18 protein-coding genes are annotated in these 18,722 nt (G+C 69.4%); 7 read left to right on the top strand and 11 right to left on the bottom strand.

Going from position 1 to position 18,722, the window contains the following annotated elements; genetic code table 11:
• Nucleotides 1-7: 7 nt before the first annotated feature.
• Entirely contained in the window at nt 8-976 is a 969-nt protein-coding gene (locus EZE58_RS05365; protein WP_009376639.1) for an alpha/beta hydrolase, read from the top strand.
• Nucleotides 977-980: 4 nt separating this feature from the next.
• On the opposite strand, the gene EZE58_RS05360 is transcribed toward EZE58_RS05365, so the two are convergent.
• Nucleotides 981-1,433: a MaoC family dehydratase gene (locus EZE58_RS05360; protein WP_009376638.1), complete on the bottom strand. Its 453-nt coding sequence runs from the start codon at nt 1,431-1,433 to the stop codon at nt 981-983.
• 174 nt (nt 1,434-1,607) lie between these two features.
• Here EZE58_RS05360 and EZE58_RS05355 point away from each other — a divergent pair, with 174 nt between their 5' ends.
• Nucleotides 1,608-2,270 carry a DUF1990 domain-containing protein gene (locus EZE58_RS05355; protein WP_009376637.1) on the top strand — a complete coding sequence of 221 codons (663 nt, stop codon included), beginning with the start codon at nt 1,608-1,610 and terminating at the stop codon, nt 2,268-2,270.
• Here the strand turns inward: EZE58_RS05355 and EZE58_RS05350 are convergent.
• The 4 genes from EZE58_RS05350 to EZE58_RS05335 form a co-directional block, all read right to left on the bottom strand.
• A complete protein-coding gene (locus EZE58_RS05350) occupies nt 2,257-3,279 on the bottom strand; it encodes a M15 family metallopeptidase (RefSeq protein WP_009376636.1) in 1,023 nt (340 codons plus the stop codon). The two genes, EZE58_RS05355 and EZE58_RS05350, sit on opposite strands and share 14 nt — an antisense overlap.
• Before the next feature lie 113 nt (nt 3,280-3,392).
• A complete protein-coding gene (locus EZE58_RS05345; protein WP_009376635.1) occupies nt 3,393-4,670 on the bottom strand; it encodes a HAMP domain-containing sensor histidine kinase in 1,278 nt (425 codons plus the stop codon).
• A 3-nt stretch (nt 4,671-4,673) separates the two neighbouring features.
• Complete coding sequence (locus EZE58_RS05340) at nt 4,674-5,615, bottom strand: response regulator transcription factor (protein ID WP_009376634.1); 942 nt, start codon at nt 5,613-5,615, stop codon at nt 4,674-4,676.
• Nucleotides 5,615-6,262 carry a hypothetical protein gene (locus EZE58_RS05335; RefSeq protein ID WP_223290002.1) on the bottom strand — a complete coding sequence of 216 codons (648 nt, stop codon included), beginning with the start codon at nt 6,260-6,262 and terminating at the stop codon, nt 5,615-5,617. Before EZE58_RS05335 ends, EZE58_RS05340 begins: the two co-directional genes overlap by 1 nt.
• A gap of 148 nt (nt 6,263-6,410) precedes the next feature.
• Between EZE58_RS05335 and EZE58_RS05330 the strand changes: the two genes are divergently transcribed.
• On the top strand, nt 6,411-6,674 hold the full coding sequence (locus EZE58_RS05330; RefSeq protein WP_009376632.1) for a hypothetical protein: 264 nt from the start codon (nt 6,411-6,413) through the stop codon (nt 6,672-6,674).
• A gap of 50 nt (nt 6,675-6,724) precedes the next feature.
• Here EZE58_RS05330 and EZE58_RS05325 read toward each other — a convergent pair whose 3' ends face one another.
• Nucleotides 6,725-7,777: a hypothetical protein gene (locus EZE58_RS05325; RefSeq protein WP_009376631.1), complete on the bottom strand. Its 1,053-nt coding sequence runs from the start codon at nt 7,775-7,777 to the stop codon at nt 6,725-6,727.
• A gap of 85 nt (nt 7,778-7,862) precedes the next feature.
• Here EZE58_RS05325 and EZE58_RS05320 point away from each other — a divergent pair, with 85 nt between their 5' ends.
• Nucleotides 7,863-8,597 carry a MerR family transcriptional regulator gene (locus EZE58_RS05320; RefSeq protein WP_131248256.1) on the top strand — a complete coding sequence of 245 codons (735 nt, stop codon included), beginning with the start codon at nt 7,863-7,865 and terminating at the stop codon, nt 8,595-8,597.
• A gap of 237 nt (nt 8,598-8,834) precedes the next feature.
• Here the strand turns inward: EZE58_RS05320 and EZE58_RS05315 are convergent, their stop codons facing one another.
• From EZE58_RS05315 to EZE58_RS05305, 3 genes are all read right to left on the bottom strand, one after another.
• Complete coding sequence (locus EZE58_RS05315) at nt 8,835-11,177, bottom strand: cation-translocating P-type ATPase (protein WP_009376629.1); 2,343 nt, start codon at nt 11,175-11,177, stop codon at nt 8,835-8,837.
• Nucleotides 11,177-11,389, bottom strand: coding sequence for a heavy-metal-associated domain-containing protein (locus EZE58_RS05310; protein WP_009376628.1), 213 nt, complete (start codon nt 11,387-11,389; stop codon nt 11,177-11,179). The genes EZE58_RS05315 and EZE58_RS05310 overlap by 1 nt, the downstream gene beginning before the upstream one ends.
• 124 nt (nt 11,390-11,513) lie before the next feature.
• On the bottom strand, nt 11,514-11,804 hold the full coding sequence (locus EZE58_RS05305; protein ID WP_009376627.1) for a metal-sensitive transcriptional regulator: 291 nt from the start codon (nt 11,802-11,804) through the stop codon (nt 11,514-11,516).
• A gap of 105 nt (nt 11,805-11,909) precedes the next feature.
• Here EZE58_RS05305 and EZE58_RS17325 point away from each other — a divergent pair, with 105 nt between their 5' ends.
• The 3 genes from EZE58_RS17325 to EZE58_RS05285 all read left to right on the top strand — a co-directional run bounded on the left by EZE58_RS17325 (nt 11,910) and on the right by EZE58_RS05285 (nt 16,760).
• Nucleotides 11,910-13,769, top strand: coding sequence for a 2Fe-2S iron-sulfur cluster-binding protein (locus EZE58_RS17325; protein ID WP_009376626.1), 1,860 nt, complete (start codon nt 11,910-11,912; stop codon nt 13,767-13,769).
• 146 nt (nt 13,770-13,915) lie between these two features.
• A complete protein-coding gene (locus EZE58_RS17320) occupies nt 13,916-15,943 on the top strand; it encodes an ATP-binding protein (protein WP_009376625.1) in 2,028 nt (675 codons plus the stop codon).
• 85 nt (nt 15,944-16,028) lie between these two features.
• A complete protein-coding gene (locus tag EZE58_RS05285; protein WP_009376624.1) occupies nt 16,029-16,760 on the top strand; it encodes a response regulator in 732 nt (243 codons plus the stop codon).
• A 37-nt stretch (nt 16,761-16,797) separates the two neighbouring features.
• Here the strand turns inward: EZE58_RS05285 and EZE58_RS05280 are convergent, their stop codons facing one another.
• Both EZE58_RS05280 and EZE58_RS05275 read right to left on the bottom strand, forming a co-directional pair.
• On the bottom strand, nt 16,798-17,685 hold the full coding sequence (locus EZE58_RS05280; protein WP_009376623.1) for a serine hydrolase: 888 nt from the start codon (nt 17,683-17,685) through the stop codon (nt 16,798-16,800).
• The gene (locus EZE58_RS05275; RefSeq protein ID WP_009376622.1) at nt 17,682-18,668 is read right to left on the bottom strand and encodes a LysR family transcriptional regulator; all 987 of its coding nucleotides are present in this window, start codon (nt 18,666-18,668) and stop codon (nt 17,682-17,684) included. Before EZE58_RS05275 ends, EZE58_RS05280 begins: the two co-directional genes overlap by 4 nt.
• Nucleotides 18,669-18,722: the final 54 nt, after the last annotated feature.

Below are 18,722 nucleotides of genomic sequence, written 5' to 3'. Positions count from 1 at the left end.
AGGACCCGTGTCCACAGGCACCATCAAGCGCACCGAACTCACGAACGTCGAGCACGTGACGTTCCGCAATCCCGACATGTACTGGGACATCGCCGCCGACATCCACTTCCCGACCGACTTCGACGAGACGCGCACCTATCCGACGATCGTCGCCGCTCACCCCATCGGCAGCTGCAAGGAGCAGACGTCGGGCAACGTCTATGCTCCGGCCCTCGCCGATGCCGGATACGTCGTCATCGCCTTCGACGCGAGCTTTCAAGGGGCCAGCGGCGGGCTGCCGCGCTTCCTCGAGGATCCCGCTCAGCGCGTCGAGGACTTCAGCCGCGTCGTCGACTACGCCGTCACCCTTCCCTACGTCGACGCCGAACGGATCGGCGTCCTCGGGATCTGCGGCGGAGGCGGCTACACATGGGCGGCGGCGAAGACCGAGAAGCGGTTCAAGGCCGCCGTGTCGATCACCGGAGCGAACTTCGGCCGTCTCCAGCGGGAGATGTCCGAACTCAGCGGTGGCCCGCTCGCGGCACTGCGCGGCATCGGAGATCAGCGCACCGCGGAGGCCCGAGGCGCCGAGAGCCTCGTCAACGGGTTCCTCCCCGAGACCGCCGAGGCGGCACAGGAGACCGGAGACATCGACATCATCGAAGCCTTCGACTACTACCGCACCAACCGGGGCCGGGCCGAGGGCGGTGCCGTGAGCTTCGAAGGCGCGCACGGATCGTCGGCGCTCGGCTGGGATGCCTTCGACCTCGCCGAAGTGCTCCTCGACCAGCCGCTCCTCGTCGTCATCGGCGACGAGGGCAAGCAGGGGGCCTTCGGCGCGTGGCGCGACGGCCACACGATCATCGAGAAGGCCGCATCGGAGGACAAGGAACTCGTCGAAATCCCCGGTGCCTCCCACTACGACCTCTACGACCAGGGCGACGGGGCCGGGAAGGCGCTCGAGTCGGTCATCCCGTTCTTCGCTCGGACGCTCTGAGGCCTCACTCGACGAGGAGGCTGACCATCTCGGCGATGCACGCCGGGCGGTCCTCTCCCTCGATCTCGATGACGTGACTGATGATCACCTGCGTGCCCTTGGGCCCGCGGGTGACATCGGTGAGCGTGGCGGTGTCGCGCAGGCGCGAGCCGACGCGGACCGGCTGCGGGAAGCGGACCCTGTTGAGCCCGTAGTTGATCTTCATCGACACCCCGTCGATGGCGAAGATCTCCGAGGAGAACTTCGGCAGCAGCGAGAGCGTGTAGAACCCGTGGGCGATCGTCGCCCCGAACGGACCCGCCGCGGCCCGCTCCTCATCGAGGTGGATCCACTGATGGTCGTCGGTGGCGTCGGCGAACGCGGTGATCGCCGCCTGGTCGACGGTCAGCCACTGCGAGGAGCCGAGCTCCGTGCCGACGGCTGATTCGATCTCGTCGATGCCGGTGAGGGTGCGCATGGGTTCTCCTTCGATCCTGTGGGTGCGCGGGCTGTTCTCTGCGGGGCGTGTCATCGTGCGCGGGCTGTCGGAGTGTCTGGGCAGCCGCGTGATGTCCTTATCGGACATTCGATCGTCGAATGCCGTCACTGTGCACTCTACTGCCGAATCGGAGGCGTTGGCTACGGTGTTCCTATGACCCCGGTTCCTCTGACCTGTCCGCAGAATCCGCTCCTCACCCGTCCCCATTCGCCGAGGTGGCTCGACCGTCCCGACGGCTACCGCTGCTTCGAGGCCGCGTACTTCGTCGGGCGGGGTCGGACGACGTTCGAGGCCTGCGCCGAGGACCTCCTCCAGTGGAAGGTGAAGACCCGCAGCGGCTTCGACATCGAGCCGGCCGGGCGCCGGGTCGAGGCCGGCCAGGAGCCGACGATCCGCGTGCGGCTCGGCCCGTTCCGACTGCCCGAACCCTCCCGGGTGCTCGAGGTCGTCGAGACCGAGGATCTCCGCGGGTTCACCTACGGCACGAAGCCGGGGCATCCGATCACCGGGGAGGAGTCGTTCCTCCTCGTCCACCGTCCCGACGACCGCGTGTTCCTCGTCCTCCGCTCCGTGTCGCGGGCGGGGCTGGGCATCTGGCGCCTCGGCGAGCCGGTCGTCCGCCTCGCGCAGAGGGTCTACCGGCGACGGTACTCGCGCGCCCTGCGGGGTAACGCGAACGGGCTCGCGAGGCGACCACTCCCCCGAGGAGGATCCGAGTCGAAAGTGAGCCGGATTTCGCACCGGATCCGCCTCCTGGGCACCGACGGCAGGGTGCCGCGCGGAGGCTCATCTCAGACCGGGGTCACTTGCCCTTGATCTGGTCCCGGGCGGGGACGTACTCCCAGTGCCAGGGCTCGTACTTCGACGACTTCGCCCAGTCCGGGTTCTCCCAGCCGAACTTCCCGGCGTTCTTCACCAGCCAGTCCCATGGGCCGGTCTTCGATTCGGTGCCGCCGCCGAGGTCGAGGGCGATCCCCCAGCCGTGCATCGACGTGCCGGGACGGGCGGAGAGGCCGGGCTTGCGGCCGGCGACCGAGACCTGGCCTTCGAGGCTGCGGTAGGAGTCCGTGATCGGAATCTCCTTGCCCGTCTCCTTCTTGTACGCGGCATTCATCTCCGCGAACGACACCGCGGCGTCGGCGCGGAGCTTGTGACCGCCCTTGCCGAGGTCGCACAGCCACTCATCGGGCAGCTGACCGTTGCTCGCACCCGAACCGAACTCGGTCTCTGCATCGCAGCCGGGCAGGGCGCTCTTCGCGATCGAGCGGCTGGCGGCCTTGGCCCCCTGCTGCTTCGCACTCGGGGCACCGACTTCGATCGACGAGTTCTCGTCGGCGGCGGGGATGTCGGCGTTGACGGATTCGGCGTTGATCTGACGAGGTTCGGATCCGGCGCTGGTGTCGACTGTGACTTCGCTGCCGTTTCCGGCGGTCGCGAACATCACCGTGGCGACGGCGGCGCCGGCGACCGAGAGGCCGGAGAGGGTGGTGACCGTCGTCGCGCGCTTGCGGCGCACCGAGCGGAGCAGAGCGCCGTCGGATCCGCGACGGCCGGACTGTGCCGTGAACGCCGAGCCGGACTCGCGGGCCTCCTTGGCCATCGCTGCGCGCCGCGGTGATCCGGCGGCTGCGCGGGCCTCTGCCGCCATGGCGGCGCGGCGGGGGGAGAGCGGTGCGGTCGACGCGGATGCGGCGGTCACTGCCGAGGTGGAGATCGGTGCGGTGTCGAGGTCACTGGGGTGGGGTGCGACTGTCGGGGTGTGTGCCTGCTGCCTGCGAAGATCTCGCCGCCGCACCTGTCCCGCGGTCGTTGCCTCACCCGTCATACTGCTCCACGTTGCTCTCACGATTCGACCGCCGGATCTCCCCGACGGCCGCGACACTCAATATCACAAGAGTGTAACGGTCGAGTAACGCTCTGTCACATCGGTGAAGGGACCTACTCCACTCCGAGCTGCTGGCGCAGGGCGATGTCCTGGGCCTCCTCGTCGGGGAAGATCACCTCGGTGCGCGCACCCCCGGCTGGCGCGTTGCTGAAGATCAGACGGATGCCGAGGAGGCGTGCCTGACCTTGGGCGATGACGAGACCGAGCCCCATCCCGCCGCCGCCGGCGGAGACGAAACGGGTCGGGCCGGTCTCGACGATGTCGGCGGGGTATCCGCTGCCGGAGTCGGTGACGACGATCGAGGTGGGGCTCGTCGTCAGGTGGATGGGGTCGGCGCCGTGCTTGATCGCGTTGACGAGGAGATTGGAGATGATGCGCTCGAAGCGGCGGACGTCGGTGACGAGTTTGGCGCCCTGCGCACCAAAGTCGGTGCCGACCTCATGTCCGGCGAGCGCTCCCGACGCGGTCATCGTCCCGAGCAGGGACCGGATCGCCTGGTCGATGTCGACGCGGGTGAACTCCGGGTTCGCCCGGCCGGCGTCGAGGCGGGAGACCTCGAGGAGGTCCTCGACGAGGACCTGCATCCGCTGCACCCGGTCCTTGACGAGTTCGGCGGGACGCGAATCCTCAGTGAGCAGGCTCGCCGCGTTGACGAGGCCGGTGAGCGGGGTGCGCATCTCGTGGGCGAGGTCGGCGGTGAACCGCTGCTCGGAGTCGATGCGCTCGCTCAGCCTCGTCACCGCAGTGTCGACCGCCGAGGCGAATGCCCACACCTCCTGATCCGATTCGTCGACGACGTCGGCGATGCGGATCGACGTGTCCCCGGCGGCGATCTTCCGCGCCGCCTGTGCGCCCAGGGTGAGTCGGCGAGAGATCCGTCCGGCGACGATCGACCCGACGCCGCCGACGACGAGGGCCGATCCGATCATCCCGACGAGCAGGGCCTGGTCGATGCGGCCGATGAGCTCACGGCTGTCGGCGGTCGAGGCGCGCACGGAGATCACCTCGGTGTACGTGCCGACCTCGATCGGTGCGGCCGCCCAGACGATCTCCTCCCCGTCGACCTCGGAGCGGATCGTCACGCTCTGGCCCTTGAGCGCCTGCGCGCGGGCCTCGTCGGGCAGCTGCGGGTCGTCGATGCGCGCATTGAGGGTGAGCACCCCGGTCTCGGAGAAGATGTTGACAGCGTTGGCGAGCTGGTCGGTCACCGTCGAGCGCATCCGGTCGTCCTCGGCCCGGGCTGCGGACTGCCGGAGGATGATGCTGCACGAGAGCACCGCGATGATCACGGACGCGACGATGAGAAGGGAGATCTTCCAGCGCAGGGACATGGCTCAGCCGGCGAAGCGGTACCCGAAGCCGCGAACGGTCTCGATCATGTTCGCCCCGATCTTCTTCCGCAGGCGCTGGATGTGGACGTCGACGACGCGCGAGTCGCCGGCCCATTCGTAGCCCCACACGGTGAACGCGATCTTCTCCCGCGAGTAGACGTGTTCGGGCTGCTCGGTGAGCAGGAGGAGGACGCGCAGCTCGGTCGGGGTGAGGTGGACCTCCTCACCGTCGACCTCGACAGTCAGTCGTCCGGTGTCGAGGACGAGGGACCCCAGCCGCGTGCGGAAGGGTCCGAGCTCATTGGTCGACTGCCCCGCCTCGGCGGCCGAGGGCGGAGACGATGCGGGCCGCGGAGGGACGGTGACATCCGTGCCCGCCGCCGACGTGAACTTCCCGCCGGCACCGAGGTAGGTGTCGTCGTCGGCTAGGGCGCTGCGGGTGCGGTCACGGGAGTCCATGCCGGGGCTGGGACCGAGCACTTCGGGGATCCCGTCGCCGGTGATGACTCCGCCGGGGCCGATGACGGTCTCGTGTTCGTCGACGATGTCGGTGGTCGGCGAGTAGCCGAGGCGGTCGGTGCCGGTGGTGATGAAGCGGCGGACGACGGCGCGGATGCGGGCGTTGAGGACCTGCATGTCGAAGGGCTTGGTGAGGTAGTCGTCGGCGCCGGCCTCGAGGGCCTGGACGATGTCGATGGCCTCCGAGCGGGCGGAGATGATGATGATCGGGATCGACGAGCGCTCCCGGATGGCCCGGCAGATCGAGGCCCCGTTCATCGTCGGGAGCATGAGGTCGAGGAGGAGCACGTCGGCGCCGTGCGCGGCGACGAACTCGTAGCCTTCGCGGCCGTCGGCGAAGGCGGAGACGGTGTAGTCGAACTGCTCGAGTCCGATCTGCGTCGTCTCCCGGATGACCTCGTCATCCTCGACCAGCACGATATGCATTACGACTCTCCATTCAGTCGCGTGAAGCGTTGACCCGGTTCAAACCTACCGTCATGGAGACGGAATACCTGCACCGACCAGCCAGAAGGGCAGCAGTCTTCGTCGCCGTCGGCATACATCGCCTCCTGGACGACGAGGGTCCCGTTCTTCCCGGGGCTGAGCGTGAGCTGGTTGCCGGTGGCGATGAGCTCGAGGCGGGGGGCACCGTCCTTCTCGCTGACGACGACACCGGCGATGTCCTCACTGCGCTGCTGCGGGTTGGCGACGGTGACGACCTGGAACTTCTCCTCGCCACGGGTGAATGGGGCACCGAACTTCAGGCAGTCCTTGCATTCGCCGACGACCTCGGCGGTCTCCGCCGCGCGACCGGTCACGGCGACACCGGAAGCGTCCTCGATCGCTGTGCGGATCGTCTCGAGCGAGAAGGGCTTGTCCGGAGGGCCGGCGTCCTCGTTGGACTGGTTGAGCAGTGTCGGGGAGGCTGTGCTCGCGGGCTCGATCCGCAGTCCCCGGTCCGGGCCGCAACCGGCGACCGTGAGGAGGACGAGGGCGCACACGCACGCAAGCAGCGTCCTCGGACCGACTCTGGTCAGGACGCCTGCTGCCGACGTGGCAGCCCGCGAGCGCACAGGTGTGGGGATGGGCACGATGACATTTTCGCGTGTTCGGGCGTGCGCGTCCACCTGGGGTGATTCGCCGGGGTCAAGGAGTCTTGGCCGATCGGGCGGATGCCGGGAGAGGCGGGGGAGAGGTGCGGATGCGACGACTCCCAGCTCGAGTCGGTACCCTGGGGGTATGGCAGCGTCGAAATCCGCGAAGAAGTCCTCCAGCACCGTGTCCTACAAGGACGCGCTCAAAGTCGGGCTGGTCTGCGGCGTCGCCGTCCTCATCCTCTCGATGATCGTCACCCGCGCGTGGCAGGACTCCGGTGCCTTCGGCTTCTCGTTCATCTACGCTGGTGTCGCGTTCGTCCTCGTCACTGCCCTCGCGTCGGTGCTCAACTGGGTGATGCGCAACGACACTCAGAACGACGACCAGTCCTACCCTGTCCTCAAGTAGGCACCCTGGCCTCAGGTAGGCGGGCGCTGCCTCGAGCAGGGCCCTGCGTATCACGTCGAGGTGCCCTGCCTGGTCCGGGCGAGAACGGCCCATGAGCCGAGGCCCGCGGCCACGACGAGCACGGCGACGACTCCGAGGGTCCGGAGGTCCGTCTCGAGGATCGACTGACCGCTGATCGCCTGGGCCGCGGTGACGGCGACGATGCCGAAGTAGAAGAGTGCGAAGATCCTCACGAGCCCCACCCGGGTGCTCTCGGGGTGCAGCCTGGGCCACTTCCGCCCGAGGAGCACGAGGCCGAGGGCGAAGGCGGGGATGATCTGCAGGGCGTGGAGACCGACGAAGTGGGGGACGCGGATGTCGCCGGCTTGAGTGTTCCAGCCGGTGATCGGCATCGTCGGACCCCCGTCGACGGCGCCGACGCTGTGCGCACCGGCGAGCCCCTGCGCCTCGGCGGCGTCCATGTCGACGATCTCGAACTCGCCGATGGTCATGAGGAAGGCGATGGCCATTCCGATGAGCCCGATGGCCGTCCCCCAGCGGATCCCGGCGGCGATGCCGCGGTCGGGGAGGCGGCGGACGGCGAGCACGATGCCGAGGATGAGGTTCGCGATCCACACTGCGACGATGAAACCGCCCATGCCGTAGTAGACGGCGGCGTCGAAGACGGTGCCGACATTGAAGTGGCTCATCTGACCACGGATGATCTGGAGGACGATGAGGACGAGTTCGACGGTGATGCCGAACGCGATGATCGTGCCGATCACGCGAGCGAAGCGGCTGCGCGAGGGCAGGAAGGTGAGCATCCACGCGATCGTCAGGGTGTAGATGGTGATCGAGACGCCGAACTTCGCCGCTTTGTGCCAGATCGGAACGCCGACAAGCGTGCGGTCATCGACGAAATAGCCGATCGTCGCGACGACCGCGACGACCGCGGAGAACGCCGCCGCGACGAGCAGGGGCCGGTGGAGGCGCAGAAGTGCGGTGACGAGGGTTCCTCGCCGTGGTTCGCCGAGGTGGTCCCCGCGCCGGTGCTCCGGCGACGTCCCGGTCGACGTCCGCTCCGGTGACCTCTTGCCGCCATTGGCAGATAGTCCGCTATCCATACATGGATAGTAGGCTATCTGCGAGGCCTGCGCAAGAGGTCAGTGACCAGGGGCCTGCGACGAGGGCGGCAAAGGCCGCGACGAGGTGAAGGCCGCGACGACGGTGACAGGTGCTGCGCCTTCGACGACGGCTGCGGCACCGGCGACGACGAGGAGGCGATGGACGGCGATGCGGATCTCCGAGCTCAGTGCTCGCAGCGGCGTGCCCATTCCGCGGATCAAGTACTACATCCGCGAAGGGCTCGTGCCGCGCGCGCAGCCGACCGCTGATGACCCGGGCGGCTACGGGGACGACCACCTCCATCGCGTGCGCCTCATCCGAGCCATGGTGACCATAGGCGGGATGTCGATCGCCACGGCGCGCACGGTTCTCACGGAACTCGACTCCCCGACCCCGGAGGTGCCCGTCGTGCTCGGCCAGGCGATGCTCGGGATCAACGCCCGATCCGACGATGCGCCGAGCGAGAACCGCGCGCGGGCCGCGAGGGTCGTCGACGACCTCGTCGCCGCGCGCGGCTGGAACCTCGCCGAGGACGAACCGGCCAGGGACGCCCTCATCACGGCCGTGGAGACCATGCTCGACACCGGTCACGCCGACCTCCTCGGTCATCTCGACGTCTACGCCGAGGCGGCCGACCGGATCGCCGATGCCGATATGGCCAGCGTGGCAACCACCGATTCCGCAGCGGCGATCGTCGAGAAGGCGGTTCTCGGCACCGTGCTCGGCGAGATCTTCATCGGCAGCCTCCGCAGGCTCGCCCACTCCGACCGGGCGCGGCGGAGGTTCTGGCCCGGCGAGGGCGACGACGCTGAGCAGTGAGGGCGGGGGTGCGCGCTCAGACTGAGCACGGGCTCCGCCGGCGGCGCGGTCGCACCGCCGGCAGCGCTCACGAACCGCCTGCGCCCGCGGACACAGACGCGAGCGGCGCCCACGGACCGTGCCGTGAGCGCCGTTCGCGCAGTCGCCGTGGCCGGGGAGCGCCGGTCACAGCGACTGCGGCCGTGCTGCCTGAACCGGAGGCGCCGCCGTGCGGCCTGAACCGCAGCAGCCGCCGGGCTACCTGAACCGCAACAGCCGGAGGCTGTTGAGGACGACGAAGACCGAGGAGAACGCCATCGCAGCACCCGCGATCATCGGGCTGAGCAGCCCTGCCGCGGCCACCGGGATCGCCGCGGTGTTGTAGGCGAAGGCCCAGAACAGGTTGCCCTTGATGAGCCCGAGCGTCTTCCGCGAGAGGCGGATCGCCTGCGGGATCTGCCGCGGGTCCGAGCGCACCATCGTGATGTCCGAGGCCGCCATCGCCGCATCCGTGCCCGAGCCCATCGCGATGCCGAGGTCGGCCCCGGCCAGCGCCGCGGCATCGTTGATGCCGTCGCCGACCATCGCGACCGACCGGCCCTTCTCCTGGAGCTCGTTGACGACGGCGATCTTGCCCTCGGGACGGACGTCGGCGCGGACCTCGGTGATCCCCACGGCCTGCGCGACCGCCTCGGCGGCCGAGGCGTTGTCCCCGGTGAGCAGCACCGTGGAGAGTCCGAGGTCATGGAGTTCGGCGATCGCCGAGGCGGCCCCGTCCCTGATCTCGTCCGCGACGAAGGTGAGCCCGCGGAACTGCCCGTCGACGGCCAGGGCGACGACCGTCGCTCCGGCCGGCACCTCGGCGGGGTCGATGTCGACGGTGATCCCGCGGTCGCGGAGCAGATCGGGTCGACCCGCGAGGACCGCGGAGCCGTCGATGCGAGCTTCGAGCCCACCGCCGGGGATGGCGGCGAAGTCCTCGACCCCTTCCCTCGACCGTTCCACCCCCGCCGAGGCGGTCCCCGCGTCCGTGGTCCGCAGTGCGGTGCGTTCACCCGCGCCGTTGGTATCGGGCGAGCCGCCGGCGGTGCCGCCGGTGACAGAGCCTCCGACCGTGCTCCCCGCATTGCGCGCGGCTTCGGCGTCGACGATCGCCCGGGCCACGGGGTGCTCGCTGCCGTGCTCGAGGCGCGCAAGGAGCGCGAAGTCGTCCGGGCTCAGCTGCGTTCCGGTCAGCGACATCACGCCCGTGGTCAGGGTGCCCGTCTTGTCGAGGACGACCGTGTCGATCGACCTCGTCGACTCGAGCGCCTCGGGCCCCGAAACGAGGATGCCCAGCTGGGAGCCGCGACCTGAGGACACGGCGAGAGCCGTCGGAGTCGCGAGTCCGAGCGCACACGGGCACGCGATGATGAGCACAGTGAGCGCGGCGTGCAGGCCCATCGCCCAGTCACCGGTGACCACACCCCACGTGAGCAGGGTGAGGGCGCTGATGACGAAGACGATCGGAACGAACACCGCGGAGATCCGGTCGGCCAGGCGCTGCACGGCGGGTTTGCCCAGCTGCGCGCGGCTGACGAGATCGGCCATCGCTGCCAAGGTCGTGTCGGCCCCGACGCGTTCGGCGCGGACCTCGAGGACGCCCGCGGTGTTGATCGTCGCCCCGGTGACGGTGTCGCCGACGCCGACCTCGACGGGCGCGGATTCGCCCGTGAGCATCGCCTCGTCGACGGCCGAATGACCGGCGACGATGACTCCGTCGGTGGCGATCTTCTCACCCGGCCGGACGAGGAAGACGTCGCCGACCGCCAGCTCGTCGATCGGCACCTCGACCTCGACCCGCGAGCCGGAGAGCGCACCGGTCCCGACCGGCGACCCGGACACCGAACCGCCGGCCCCAGCCCCAGTCTCCCAGAGCACGGTCGCCGACTTCGCCCCGAGGTCGAGCAGCTCGCGCAGAGCCGCCGTCGCCCGGTTCTTCGCCCGGTCCTCGGTGAGCTTGCCGATGAGGAGGAAGACGGTGATCGCCGCAGCCGCCTCGAACCACACGTGGTAGTCGCCGGGGATCTGCCAGCCGTAGCCGTCGACGACGGCGCGGATGAGTGTGGCGTAGGAGTAGCCGCTGGCGACGATGATGCCGACGCTCACCAGCGTGTCCATCGTCGTCGAGCGTCCCCTGGCGGCTTTGAACGCCGCCGAGTGGAAGGGCCAGGCGCCCCACGTGACGACGGGCAGGGCGAGAGCGCCCACGACCCACTGCCAGCCGGGGAAGTGCCAGCTCATCACCATCGAGATGGCGATGATCGGCACGGACAGGACGAGCGAACCGATGAAGCGCGGGCGCAGGTGCCGGGGATCGTAGTCGACGATCTCCGGCCCCGCCGAGGCGGCCTGCCGCACCGTCGCCCCGTACCCGGCCTTCGCGACGGCCGCGGTGATGTCATCATCACTGAGACCTGAGTCGATGACGACATGGGCCGTATTCAGCGGCAGGTTCACCTCGGCGCTCACCCCGTCGAGACGCGAGAGCTTCTTCTCGATCCGAGCCGAGCACGATGCGCAGGTCATTCCCGTGATGTCGAGATCAACCTCGCGCGACATCACTTGACCTCGTAGCCCGCTTCGTCGACGGCGGCGCGCAGGTCCGCATCGTCGAGGTCGTTCGCCGAGGTGATCGTCACCGGGGAGTCCCCGCCGGCGTTGAGATCGACCGCGACGTCGGAGACTCCGGGCAGCGCCCCGATCTCCTCCTTGACGGACGCGACGCAGTGGCCGCACGTCATGCCTGACACGGTGATGGTGGTGGTGGTCATGTCTCCTGCTTTCCTCGCACGTGCTCGCCGACCGGTCGGTCGGCGAGGTCGCGATGACTCGTCAGAGATGCGCGATCGTCGGGGGCATCGGTCCGGGAAGGGGGCCGGCGCCCTGGAGATCAGGTCAGCTCTTGATGAGCCTGGCGATGGCGGCTGAAGCCTCCTCGATCTTCTTGCGCGCTTCGTCCTCGCCGGCGGCGGAGGCGTCGACGACGCAGTGAGCGATGTGCTCCTCGAGGAGATTGATGGAGACCGCATGCAGCGCAGCCGTGGCGGCCGAGACCTGGGTGAGGATGTCGATGCAGTACTTGTCGTCATCGATCATCTTCGCGATCCCGCGGACCTGTCCTTCGATCCGCTTCATCCGGCGAGCCAGAGCGTCTTTCTGCGGGGTGTATCCATGTTGCTCAGTCATGACAGGACTATATACCCCCATAGGGTATCTGGCAACCCCGGTGGCCCGTGTGCCGTTGGTCTCATTCTCGCATCCCCGCGGCGGCGGTGCTCGTAGAATCGGGGCATGCGTGCATCCAGACTGTTCCGCTTCCCCGTCAAGGGGTTCCCTGCAGAGGAGATCGCCGAGGCGGTCGTCGACTCAGGTCGCGGCATCCGCGGTGACCGCGTCGCCGCCTTCACGAACGGAAGCCTCAACGTCCCCGCCGACCAGTGGCAGCGCTATTCCGCTTTCACCGTCCTCAAGAACTACCCTGACCTGCAGAAATGGCAAGTGAGCACGGCTCCCGATTCTGCGATCACGCTGACCGCGCCGGCGGGAGGGTCGACGACCTTCTGCGCGGACGATGACGAGTCACGGGCCGCCTCGGCGGAGTTCCTCTCCTCGCATATACCCCCGCAGGGTTCTCATCCGCGCGGGATCGTCGTCGCCGGGCAGGGGATGTTCGACTCCCGCGAATCGGGGATCTCCCTCATCAACCCCGCCACCGTTGAGGCCCTCGGCGCCACCGAGGAAGGACGGGCCGCGCTCGGCACTGGCGACCTCGACCCGCTGCGGTTCCGCGGCAACATCTTCGTCGAGGGGCTTGATCCCTTCGCCGAGTTCGGGCTCATCGGTCGGATCGTGCGCATCGGCGGCGTCCGGCTGGCGATCAGCCAGGCGATCGAGCGCTGCCCGGCGACGACCGTCAACCCCGTGACCACCGAGGTCGACGTCAACGTCCCCCGCATCCTCGCCTCGGCGTGCGGGCACCTCCACTGCGGGGTCTACGGACGGATCCTCGAGTCAGGGACGATCACTGCCGGCGATGAGATCGTCGTCGAAGGCGAGGCCCCGCGCGATCTCGTCCCCACCGCGCGGACCCCGCGCTTCCTCACGGTCGTCAGTTCCCGGCAGATCTGCAACGACACGGTGGAGATCTCCCTGCGCGACGAACTCGGGTGGATCCGCGACTTCGACGAACCGGGGACGAACCTGCGCGTCCACCTCGAGCTCGGGGCGCCGTTCTGGCGGACGTACACGATCACCGACGTGACCGACGACGTCGTCTCCATCGCCGTGCGCACCCAGGGGAAGGGATCGCGTGCGGTCGCGAGCCTGCCGCCCGGCGAGCGCGTGCTCGCGTCAGGACCGCATGGGACGATGACAGCGGATCGGGTCTTCGGCGGCACGACCGCGCTCGTCACCGCGGGCATCGGGATCACCCCGAGCCTCGGGCTGCTCCGCGAGGTCGCCCGTGAACCCATGACCGTCGGCGCTGCGCTCGGTGTCGGCGGCGACTCCGCGGCCGGGGTCGGGCCGGGGTCTGCGGACGGGGCTGCCGCACAGGAGACGCTCGGCAGAGCCGTGCCGGCAGCCGAGCGGCTCAGGCTGCTCCACATCGACCGGGATCAGCGCACGGCGTGCCTGTGGAACCGGCTCGTCGACCGAGCCGAGGGCACGGGCCTGCCCGTCGAGGCCGAGCACCGCGACACCGCCGTCGACGGCAGGCCGGGCCACGACGATCTCGTCGCGACCCTGAGCGGCTGCGACAACGTCATGGTGTGCGGGCCCGCCGACTTCACCCGGGCCGTGCTCGCCGCGGCCGAGGAAGCCGGGGTTCCCGGCGTCCACCAGGAGACCTTCGCCTCCCCGCACACGGGGATGAGCGAGGCGATCGCCGACTGCGAACCCGCCGAGGTCACGCTCGCCGAATCCGGCACGAGCTTCCTCTGGGAGCCCGCGCAGGGCACCCTCCTCGACGCGCTCGAGTCGCGCGGGGTCCACGCGGAGAGCTCGTGCCGCGGCGGATCGTGCGGAACGTGTTCGATCGCGCTCGCCTCCGGCACCGTCCTCTACCCCGTCGAACCGGCAGCGCGCGTTCCTGCCGATCACGTCCTCGCATGCTCGGCGGTGCCCGCCGGACCGATCAGCCTCGCCCTCTGAGGCTTAGCCTCGGGCCGGCCCGCAGTCGCGCCCGCTGAGTCGCGGTCTCGTCCCGCGCCCGCCGCGCCCCTGCCTGATCGGCTGAGGCGGGACGACGACGGCCCGCGCCCGACCGCCTCGGCGGGTCCGGGTGACACAATGGGGCCATGACCGAGGCTGCGACGACCCCCCGCCCGGCGCTCTCCCGCGCGCTCGTCGGGCCCGTCGTCCGGCTGAGCCGCCGGGTCCGCTACGGCGTGGCCGGGCGGATCATGTTCGCGAACTCGGTCATGCTCATCGGCATCATGGTGCTCACGACGAGCCTGCTCTACCTCCAGCTCTCGCAGCTCAACACCAAGCGCGAACAGGACCTGCTGCGGTCCGCCGCGGACACCATCTCGCTGTCCCTCGGCGTCGTCGAGGCCGACGAGACGAACGCGCGCGACGAATTCCTCGCCCCCTCCTCGCACGAGAAGCTGCAGACGATGCTGCGCACTGTCGTCAGCGAATACGACTTCGACATCGCCGCCGTCGTGCCCATCGACTATCTGCGCACTCCGCCCTCGCTCGGGTCCGCGAACCGGCGGGCGGGCCTTGCGGAGAACCTCGTCACCGCCTCCTCCGGCGACATCCCCGTCGACTCGCTCGACCAGCTCGCCGCCTCGGTGAATACGACCCGGGTGCTCAGCGGCCGGTCGGATGTCCGCTTCGTCGACGACGGGGGTGAGGGCGGAGGCACGATGTACGTCGTCACCCCGGTCTTCGCCCAGCAGCTCGGCCTCGACGAGGTCGGCCCGGGCACAGTCGTCGGGGCGGTCGTCGTCGGCAACTCCGCTGACTCCGTGCGTGCGGGCTTCCTCGCGCAGAGCAAATGGCTCATCGGCATCGCCATCGCCACGCTTCTCCTCGGCATCGGCGCCTCATGGGTGACGTCCCGCGGTCTGCGCAGGGTCACCGGGGACTACGGTGCGAACGAGCTGCGGAGCATGATCGAGTTCTACTCCTCCGTGCTCAAAGCCGTCTCCGAAGGACTCATCCTCATCGACCGGTCGATGGGCATCGTCCTCATCAACGCCCAGGCCAGGGAGCTGCTCGGTCTCCCGAGCACGGGGTCGAAGCGGGAGCCGGCGCCGGCGGCGGTCGGTGCCGGAGGCGACGAGCAGATCCGTGGTGGGGACGAGCAGAGCGTCGGCAGTGCCGAGCAGCGCCTCGGCGAGGACGCGCACGTCGGCGCCGGGGACGGAGAGAAGTCCCCGCACCTCGGCGGCGATTCCGCCCCGCCCGATGCGGTGGCGGCGACGACCCCGGAGGGCGGGATCCCGCTCGCCGAGCTCGCCCTGCCCGAAGCCCTCTCCGAACTCCTCTCCTCGGGCCGGTGGGCGCGCGACGAGATCCACTACACCGACGAGCGTGTCCTCGTCGTCAACCAGCAGCCCACCGAGGAGGGTGCGGACACGTGGGTCGTGACGATGCGCGACCACACCGAGCTTGCGGAGCTCACCGGCGAACTCGTCTCCGTCCGCTCGTTCTCCGATTCGCTGCGCGCTCAGACCCATGAGTACGCCAACCGCCTCCACATGGTCATCTCCCTCCTCGAGACCGGTCACGTCGACGAGGCCATCGACTTCGCGGCCAAGGACCTCGACGACCTCAGCTGGGTCACCGGCGATGGTCACATGAGCTTCGACCATCCCGTGCTCTCGGCCCTGCTCCTGTCCAAGGTCGCCCAGGCCGCCGAGGCGGGCATCGAGATGACGGTCGACACCGCGGGACTCACGAGCCGCCTCGGCGGGGACGACCGGGATCTCGCGACGATCCTCGGCAACCTCGTCGACAACGCCTTCGACGCGCTGAGCAGGCAGGACGTCCTCCCGGAGAACAAGCGGGTCCACGTCCACCTCAGCGGCGCGGGGGGAGCGGCAGGATTCACGATCGAGGTCAGCGACGACGGTCCCGGCATCGCCGAGGAGGACCTCGACGCGATCTTCGAACGCGGCTGGTCGACGAAGCACGACGGGGTGACCACCGACAGCGGGCACGGACGCAGGCAGACGGGCACCCGAGGGGTCGGACTCTCGCTCGTCATCCAGGCCATCCGCCGCCTCGGCGGGGCCATCGACGTCCAGGGCCGCGGTGAGGACGGCGACGACTTCACCGGTGCCGTCCTCACCGTGTGGCTGCCCGACCGCGGCTGAGGCAGGACCCGGCGGCTCACGGCATGTGTCGAGCCTGGAACACGTGCCCAGCCCGCAGGCGCGGTGCGGAGATTAGACTGACGGCATGCCCGAGACCACCCAGCCTGATGCGAGCATCGGTGTGCTCGTCGTCGAGGACGAGGCCGTCGCCGCCCGTGCTCACGCAAAGTACATCGAGCGCCTCGAGGGCTACCACGTCGCCGGGGTCGCGAAGAACGCCACCCAGGCGATGGCGGCGCTCACGGGCAAGATCCTCGGCCTCGACCCCGACGGGATCGACCTCGTCCTCCTCGACATGAACCTCCCCGACGGCCACGGACTCCAGGTCTGCCGTGCCATCCGCGGTCAGCGGGTCGATGTCGACATCATCGCCGTGACCGCGGCCCGGGACATGCAGATCGTCCAGGAGGCCCTCTCCTACGGCGTCGCGCAGTACATCATCAAGCCCTTCACGTTCCCCGTCTTCAAGTCGAAGCTCGAAGCGTACTCGTCGTACCGGTTCCGCCTCGGGGCCGACTGCCCGGAGGGCGAGGTGACCCAGAACGAGGTCGACACCGCGATCGCCGCCCTGCGCACGCACACCGTCACCGCGACTCCGAAGGGAGTCCCTGACGGTGTCCAGGACGAGGTGAGAGGGGTGCTCACGCAGACCCCCGGTCAGTCCGCCGCCGAGGTGGCCGAGAGTCTCGGTGTCTCGCGGGTGACCGCCCGCCGCTACCTCGAGGCCATGGCCGACGCCGGCCTCCTCGATCGCCGTCCCCGCTATGGGTCCGCGGGGCGTCCCGTCCTCGAATACACCGTCGTCGACGAGGAGTGAGGGGCCCTGGCTCCCGGGCTCCGGAGATTAGTTTCGCTCACCGGAGCGAGCGCAGGTGCTCGATCGCGAGCCGGGCGCAGTAGCCGATCGAGGCGTCGAGTTCGGGCTGGGAGAACGTCGCGATCGTCGAGCGGGTGAAGATCGCGATCGAATACGCCGTGCCGTCGCTGTCGACGATGACCCCTGCCTCGTGCCGGAAGTTGAGGAACGTCCCGGTCTTCCCGTAGTAGCTGACCGCATCCATGGGGAAGCCCGCGGCAATCCGGTGCCGGAAGATCTGCCTGCGCAGGAGGTCGCGCAGCACCGCGGAGTCCTCGGCCCCGAGCAGACGGCCTGTGTGGATGAGCTCGAAGAGGCGCGCGGTGGCACGCACGGTGCCGGTGTTGAACGCCGAATCCGGCAGCTGGGGCACGCGACCCGAGCGGGCATCGGCGACGGCGACGGCCAGGGCACGGGCCTCGTCGCCGCCGGCCACCTCGGCGAGGACATCGTAGAGGTGGGACATCGGGGCGACGACGTCGAACGAGCGGATACCGAAGCGGTGGAGCAGAGCGGTGATCCTCTCGGGCCCGACGAGGGCGAAGAGCGTGTCCGCGGCGGCATTGTCGCTGACCGACAATGCCATCGCGGCGAGGTCGCGCAGGCTCATCTCGACGGGATCGTGCAGTCCGGAGATCCCCGTCCCGCCCGGAGTCGCGGTCGTCGGGTCGACGACGACGCGCCGCGTGAGGTCGAGGACGCCGTCGGCGGCGGCATCGAGGAGGCCTGCGACGATCGCGACCTTGCCGACCGAGGCGAGCGGGATGCGCGCGGACTCCCGGATGCCGACCGAACGGTGGGTCTCGAGGTCCTCGGCGAAGAGGAACCCCTGCGCGCCGAGGCTCGTCCACACCCCGTTGATCTCGTCGATGACGGTTTCGCTCATGACGGTCCGAACAGCCTTTCATCCGCATAGCGGCCCTGGTGAGCGACGCTGCGGGTCTCATGGGAGCGGGCCCCGAGGATCCGGGCGATCGCCGTGAGGATGAGCGGCGACTCCATCGCGTCGAGGAGATCGAGGCTGCCGGAGCCGACGACCTCGACCCGGCGGGCGAGGTCGACGTCGCGCAGACCGCGGTAGGGCAGGGAGTGGGTGCGCGCGGTCATCGCCGGGCACAGGAGCACCGAGCCGTGGGCGAAGACATGGGTGACGGCGTCGAATTCGGTGTCGGCGACGACGAACTGGCCGAGGTGGATGCCGCGAGCGACGAGCGGGGTGAGCAGACCCGAATCGTGGAGGAGGCCGGCATCCTCGGGGAGGATCATGATCGTCTCCCGCTCCGAGGCCCGTCCGAAACCCATGCCAGGCGGCATCCCGCGCAGGTCGGCGGCGCTCATCGCTCCCTCGGACCCTGTGAATCGGGTCGAGGCGGCGACGAGGTCGACGACGAGGTCACTGGACTGCCGTCGACGCTGCGTCGGCAGGGGAGAGCCGAGCCCGCGGACGTCGAGTCCCGCGTCGATCTCCCCGGACTCGATGAGATCGTCGAGGGCCGCCGATTCGGCGGGGACGAACCGCGGCACGGCCCCGCCGAGGCGCAGCTCCTTCGTCGCCGAGACGAGGACCGCGGGGTCGAGGCGCCCGTGGACGCCGATGAGGGTGCCCTCCTCGCGACGACCCGCCACCTCGGCGAGGCCGTCGATGCGGCGCAGTATCTCGAGGATGTCGGGCAGCACCGCCCTGCCGGCGGCGGTGAGTCGGATGCGGCGACGGCTGCGGTCGAAGAGGCGCACCCCGAGGTGCCTCTCGAGGTCGGCGACCCCACGGGAGATCGGCGGCTGTGCGAGCGAGAGTTCGTCGGCAGCCCGCGTGAAGCTCTCGTGCTCGGCGACGGCACGGAACATCTCGAGGCTCTTGAGGAGGTTCACCGACCGGTCTCCACCTGGGTGTATATCAGAATCAGCATGATGCGAACTCCATGT

The sequence above is a fragment of the Brevibacterium sp. LS14 genome (assembly GCF_012027885.1).
Lineage (GTDB): Bacteria > Actinomycetota > Actinomycetes > Actinomycetales > Brevibacteriaceae > Brevibacterium > Brevibacterium casei.
Note: the sequence above shows the minus strand (reverse complement) of the source record. Positions and strands in the feature narration are given on the sequence as shown.